The following is a 5839-nucleotide window of genomic DNA, read 5'->3' as shown; positions in this document are numbered from 1 at the left end:
CCCCCCCCCCCCCCCCCCCCCTTTCCACCCCCCCCCCCGCACCCGCGCTCCCGCGGCTGGTCTCGGGGGCGCGGTTATGTGTATAAGAGCCTGGGTGCGGAGGCGGCGGGCGGGGCCCTGCGGGCGCGCCCCGGGCCGGGACGGGGGGCGCGGTGCCCGCGGGCACCGCGCCTCCCGTCCGTCGTGTCGGTCGCCGTTACGGCGTCGGCATCCCGCCGTCGACGTGGAGCGTCTCCCCCACGACGTACGACGACTCGCCGCTGGCGAGGAACACGTACGCCGGGGCGAGCTCGGCCGGCTGACCCCAGCGGCCGAGGTAGGTCTGCTCCCCCGCGCTCGGGAGGTCCTCGGGCTTCTGCCCGCCGGCCGGCTGCAGCGGGGTCCAGATCGGACCCGGCGCGACGGCGTTCACGCGGATGCCCTTCGGCGCGAGCTGCGCGGCGAGGCCCTTCGCGAGGTTGTTCACGGTCGCCTTCGTCGCCGCGTAGTGCACGAGGTGCGGGGACGGCGCGTAGGCCTGGATCGACGTGGTGTTGATGATCGTCGAGCCGGGGGCGAGGTGCGGTACGGCCGCCTTCGTGATGCGGAAGGTCGCGTAGACGTTGGTCTTGAAGGTCTCGTCGAACTCCTCGTCCTCGATGTCCGTGATCGAGTCGACGTTCTGCTGCTTGCCGGCGTTGTTCACGACGATGTCGAGCCCGCCGAGGCCCTCCACCGCCTTCGCCACGAGTTCCTCGCACCACTCCTTGGACGTGATGTCCCCGGGGAGCGCCACGGCCGTGCGCCCGGCAGCCTCGATGAGTCCGATGATGCGCTGCGCGTCCTCTTCCTCCTCGGGCAGGTAGGAGATCGCGACGTCGGCACCCTCGCGGGCGTAGGCGATCGCGACGGCGGCACCGATGCCGGAGTCCCCGCCGGTGACGAGCGCCTTGCGGCCCTCGAGGCGACCGGAACCGCGGTAGGTGTCCTCGCCGTGGTCAGCCGGCACGTTCTGCGCCATCTCCTCGTCGGTGCCGGCGCCGGGGAGGTACTGCTCGTCGGGCTTCTTGTCCGCGTACATCGCGGTCGGGTCCTGCATCGTGTACTGGTCCGTCATGGGCCGTACGGTACGCACGCTCCGCACCCTCGACGCCCAGGCCGCTGTCCCCCGACCGTGCTCACGCTGGCGGATGCTCGCCGCCGCGCCGGCCGCCCGACGGGTGTCGGCGAATGTCACGGTGAGGTGACGGCCCGGAACCGATTCGGTAACACCCGTCGTCCACCGAGGCGCGAAGCCGTACGGTCGACTGGTGACCTTCCGCCACTCCCTCGCGCTCGGCGTCGCCGTGCTGGCCGCTTCGGCGACCGCGCTCGCGGCCGGCGCACCGGCCGGGGCGGCGGAGCCCACGCAGACGTCGACGTCGACGCCGTCGGTGTCGAACGGCAAGCTCAAGCGCGTCGACGCGATCGAGCTGCGCGCCGAGTCGCTCGTCTTCGAGCGCGACGACCGCACGGTGGTCGACGTGTCGATGCGCGACGCGCGGACGACCGTCACCGTGCTCAACCGACTCCTCGGCACGCCGTCGCGGACCCAGACCGCCGAGGGTGACGGCGGGGCGTGCTTCCCGGCCGGCACGACCTACACGTGGGGCGGAGCGATCCGCGTCGCCGCACTGACCACCCCGGCGGAGCTCGGCAACGCCGTCGAGATCCGTGTGCTCCGCGACGAGGTCCGGTCCCGCACGGGGTCGATGGTCGAGCTGTCCGGTCCGCACGGCGTCCAGGTCGGCGACGACATCGGTCGACGCATCGAGCGGACGGCACCGGACGACCGCATGTCCTTCGGCTCGCACGACTCGGACGACCCGTCTGCCTGGCAGGTGCTCCTGCAGCGCGGGTGGGACGACACCGACCCGAGCACGGACACCGGCAGCACGGACACCCGGTCGAGTGACGACCGCCGTGCAGGCGCCACGCCGGCCGGGAGCGACGACCGCACCGACCGCACCGACGCCGACGCCGACGACAGCGGGTCGAGCGACACGGGGTCCGAGGACTCCGGACGGAACGGCGTCTCCGCCCTGACCGACGACACCACCGTGACCGTGCTCGGTTCGCCGATGCCGGTCAACGCGACGAGCGGCTGCTGACCCTCACACGCGGATCGTCGCGACGACCGGGAAGTGGTCGCTCGCGAACCAGGCCTCCGGCCCGTCGTGGTCGATCACGACCCGCTCGACGGCCTGCACGCCCCGCGTGTACACCCAGTCGATGCGCTCCCCGGAGGCCACCGGGGGCTGCCAGTCGTTGAAGGTCGCCGTGCGGTCCTCCGGGTCTCCGGCGACCTCCCATGCGTCGGTGAACCCCGCCCCGACGAACACCGCGGACGCCCGACCGACGCCGGCGGGCTCGTTGCAGTCCCCCGCGACGACGACCGGCCCGTCGACCGCGGCCGTGCGCTCCACGATCAGCGCGGCGCTCTTCGCCCGGACCTCGTCGCCGTGCGGCCCCTCCTCGTGGTCGAGGTGGGTCGTGACGAGTGTGAACGCCTCGCCGTCGACGTCCACGAACCGCGCGTGGTTCACGATCCGGGGGAAGACGCTGCCCCACGTGTTGGACGCTGGCTCGTCGGGGGTGTCCGACAGCCAGAACGAGCCGTGCTCCACGGGACGGAGCCGATCGCGTCGGAAGAACACCGCGGCGTGCTCTCCCGCGGTGCCGCCCTCGCGCCCCTGACCGACGTCGCGGTGGTCCGGCAGCCCAGCCCGGAGGTCGTCCATCTGGTGGTCGAACGCCTCCTGGACGCACAGCACGTCGGGATCGTGGCGACGCACGATCTCCAGCAGGACCGGCAGCCGTGCGGGCCAGTCGTGTGCGGGGTCGGGGTTCTTGACGTTGTAGGTCATCAGGGTGATCGGACGCTCGGCGCTGCTCACCCGTCGAACCTACCGATCACGCTGACTCCGGGACCATGACCCGCCGCAGCGCGATGACGCCGTCGCGCGCTCGGGTCTTGGCGGTCCCGACCGGGACGCCGAGGTCGGTGGCGAGCTCCGGACCGGACAACCCCACGAGGTGTCGGAGGACGACGGCCTCGCGCTGCCTCGGGGGGAGTTCCGCGATGCCGCGCCGCAGCGCCGCGCGGTCGAGGACGCTCTCGGCCCGGTCGGCGGCGGAGTGGTCGACGACCTCGTGGTCGCGAGCACCGATGCGGAGGTCGCGATCCCGGTCCGCACGGCTCTTCCGCACGCGGTCGATGGCACGGCGCTGGGCGATCGTCCGGACCCAGGCGATCACCGAGTGCCGGGGGTCGTAGCGGTCGGCGATCAGCCAGATCTCGAGGAAGACGTCCTGCACGACCTCCTCGGCCTGGCTCGGATCGTTCAGCTGGTGCCGCACGTACCGCTCGACGAGCGGACGGAAGCGGTGGTGCAGTGCCGTGAACGCCCGGCGGTCACCGGCCGCCACGGCGAGCATGAGGTCGCGCTCTTCCGAGCGCTTGGCGAGGAGTTCGTCGTTCATATTCGGTATTTTGCATGCTGCAAAATGTACTCTCAAGTACACTCGGCAGCATGCCCTCCACCGTCAGCGGCACCGGTACCGTTCGCCGCCGCACCGCCAAGGGGCTGCGGACGAGGTCCCGGATCGTCGACGCCGCGGCCGAGCTCATGCTGACCCGCGGCGTCGCCGGGACGACCCTCGACGACATCGGGGCGACCGCCGGTGTCGGACGGTCGCAGCTCTACCACTACTTCGAGGACAAGAACGCACTCGTCCACGACGTCATCGACCGGCAGTCGGACACGGTGCTGGCGCACCAAGGCGACGACTACGCCGACCTCTCCACCTGGGAGGCCTGGACGCGCTGGCGGGACCGCATGGTGGACGGCGCCCGAGCGGGAGGTTGCGTGGGCGGCTGTCCGCTCGGCTCACTCGGCATCGAGGTCGCCGAGCGTGACAGCGCGGCTCGCACGCTGGTTGCAGCGGGCTTCACCCGGTGGGAGGACGGCTTCCGTCGGGGGATCACTGCGATGCAGGAGCGCGGCACCATCAGCCCGCACGCTGATCCCGCGGAGTTGGCAACCGGGGTGATGGTGGCACTGCAGGGTGGCCTGCTGCTGGCGCAGGTCCACCGCGACGTGCGCCCGCTGGTGGTCGGCCTGGACACCGCGATCGCGGCGATCCGACAGCATGCGGTCCGGTCGTGACACCGCCGCCCTGCGTCAGTTGATGCAGACGTTCGCCTTGCCGTAGTTGTGCACATCGGTCGACTTCGGCGAGGGCTCGCTGCTCGGCTTCGCCGACGACCCACTCGACGACGAGCCGCCCGACGACGACCCACCGGACGAACCCGGACCACCGGCGGCCGGCGTCGAGGCAGACGACCCGGGCTGCGACGGAACGGAGACGGTCTTGCCGTCGGAGCCGAGCACGAGCGTCACCCCCGTGACGTCGTTCGTGCGGACGGCGACGGCCCCCGGAGTGACGGCCGCGACGGCCTTCGCCTGCGACTCCATGCCCGCCGGGTACTGGACCTGCGTGGCCTTCGTGGTCTCCGAGGACCCCGGGGCCCCGACCTGGAAGCCGCGCGCGGTGAGGTTCTGCGTCGCAGCCGCTGCGGCGCCGGTGACCCCGCTGCCGTTCAGCACGGTGACCGTCGTGCTCGCCGGCTGTGCGCTCGTGGCCGCGGTGTAGGCCTCAGGCTGTCCGACGAGGCCCTGGACGAAGGCGGGCAGACCGACCTCGTCCACCTGGACGATCGACAGCGCGGATCCGTTCACGGAGATCGTCGGCGTGCCGAGCGTCGGGATCGTCGCCGACTGGATGTTCGCCGGCCGCAGGTTGCGCATCTGGGACGCCAGGGAGAGGAGGTCGGTGTCGGTCTGGATCGACCCGCCGACCGCCTTGAGGATGTTGCCCATCTTCACCGGGTTGAGGAGCGTGCCGGCGGACGTGACCTTGCGGGCCTCCTGCGAGAGGAAGTACTGCTGGCGCACGTTGCGGTCGAGGTCGCCGTTCGGCAGCCCGTGCCGCTGGCGCACGAACGACAGCGCCTGCTTGGCGTCGAGCGTGGACTTCCCCTTGGGCAGGTCCACGCCGGAGTACGGGTCGTTGACGGCGTTGTTGAGACAGACGTCGACCGGACCGAGTTCCTTGACCACCTGGTAGAAGCCGAGCAGCGAGACCCGGACGTAGTGGTCGATCTGGAGTCCGCTGAGGCCCTCGATCGTCTTGATGAGCAGCTTCGCCCCGCCGGTGTCGCCGCCGCCGTTGAGCGTGCCGAAGTAGAAGGCGCTGTTGAGCTTGCCCTTGCCGACGCCGGGGATGTCGACGTACGAGTCCCGGGGGAAGGAGATCATCGTCGCCTGCGACCCGTCGGCGTTGATGTGGAGGACGATCATCGTGTCCGTGTTGGTCGCACCGCCGTCGTCCTCGGTGCTGAGCTCCGCCATCTGTTCGGGGGTCGCGTTGTCCGGCCGGTGGTCGTCGCCGACGAGCAGGATGTTCTGCGCCTCCCCGTCGACGTCGTTCTTGGTGTCCTTCTTGCCGGTGATCGCGTTGACGATCGTGACGCTGCTCGAGAGCTGGTCGTACGAGTAGAACGCGTACGCGCCGCTGAGGGCGACGGCCATGGTGAGCACACCCGCGATCGCCGGGAACACGGCGCTCAGGCGGCGCTTCTGCCGCCCGTGGCGGGGCGGCACGGAGCCGCGACGGGCGCGGCGGGTCGTCTCGTCGGGTGCATCGCTCACCCGGAAAGGGTAACCGCAGTGTTCGGACCTGCCATGGGAACGCCTGGCAGGTCGCTCCCGACGGTCGTGACCACGAGACGGACGGGAGGCGCGGTGCGGGCCCGCAC

Annotated in this window: 6 protein-coding genes; 2 read left to right on the top strand and 4 right to left on the bottom strand. The window is 71.4% G+C overall.

The window, feature by feature from the left end; translation table 11 throughout:
• Nucleotides 1-196: 196 nt before the first annotated feature.
• Nucleotides 197-1096: an SDR family oxidoreductase gene (locus tag ACSW7Y_RS15770; RefSeq protein WP_438127188.1), complete on the bottom strand. Its 900-nt coding sequence runs from the start codon at nt 1094-1096 to the stop codon at nt 197-199.
• A 193-nt stretch (nt 1097-1289) separates the two neighbouring features.
• On the opposite strand from ACSW7Y_RS15770, the gene ACSW7Y_RS15765 reads away from it, so the two are divergent.
• Nucleotides 1290-2129, top strand: coding sequence for a hypothetical protein (locus tag ACSW7Y_RS15765; protein ID WP_438127187.1), 840 nt, complete (start codon nt 1290-1292; stop codon nt 2127-2129).
• Nucleotides 2130-2132: 3 nt separating this feature from the next.
• On the opposite strand, the gene ACSW7Y_RS15760 is transcribed toward ACSW7Y_RS15765, so the two are convergent.
• Together ACSW7Y_RS15760 and ACSW7Y_RS15755 are read right to left on the bottom strand one after the other, a co-directional pair.
• The gene (locus ACSW7Y_RS15760) at nt 2133-2915 is read right to left on the bottom strand and encodes an endonuclease/exonuclease/phosphatase family protein (RefSeq protein ID WP_438127186.1); all 783 of its coding nucleotides are present in this window, start codon (nt 2913-2915) and stop codon (nt 2133-2135) included.
• A 16-nt stretch (nt 2916-2931) separates the two neighbouring features.
• Nucleotides 2932-3501: a sigma-70 family RNA polymerase sigma factor gene (locus ACSW7Y_RS15755; RefSeq protein ID WP_438127185.1), complete on the bottom strand. Its 570-nt coding sequence runs from the start codon at nt 3499-3501 to the stop codon at nt 2932-2934.
• Nucleotides 3502-3551: 50 nt separating this feature from the next.
• Between ACSW7Y_RS15755 and ACSW7Y_RS15750 the strand changes: the two genes are divergently transcribed.
• The gene (locus tag ACSW7Y_RS15750) at nt 3552-4187 is read left to right on the top strand and encodes a TetR/AcrR family transcriptional regulator (RefSeq protein ID WP_438127184.1); all 636 of its coding nucleotides are present in this window, start codon (nt 3552-3554) and stop codon (nt 4185-4187) included.
• Between the two features lie 15 nt (nt 4188-4202).
• Here ACSW7Y_RS15750 and ACSW7Y_RS15745 read toward each other — a convergent pair whose 3' ends face one another.
• Nucleotides 4203-5732, bottom strand: coding sequence for an LCP family protein (locus ACSW7Y_RS15745; protein WP_438127183.1), 1530 nt, complete (start codon nt 5730-5732; stop codon nt 4203-4205).
• Nucleotides 5733-5839 lie beyond the last annotated feature (107 nt).

Source organism: Curtobacterium flaccumfaciens (genome assembly GCF_051548005.1).
Lineage (GTDB): Bacteria > Actinomycetota > Actinomycetes > Actinomycetales > Microbacteriaceae > Curtobacterium.
This window is presented reverse-complemented; position numbering and strand designations above follow the sequence as displayed.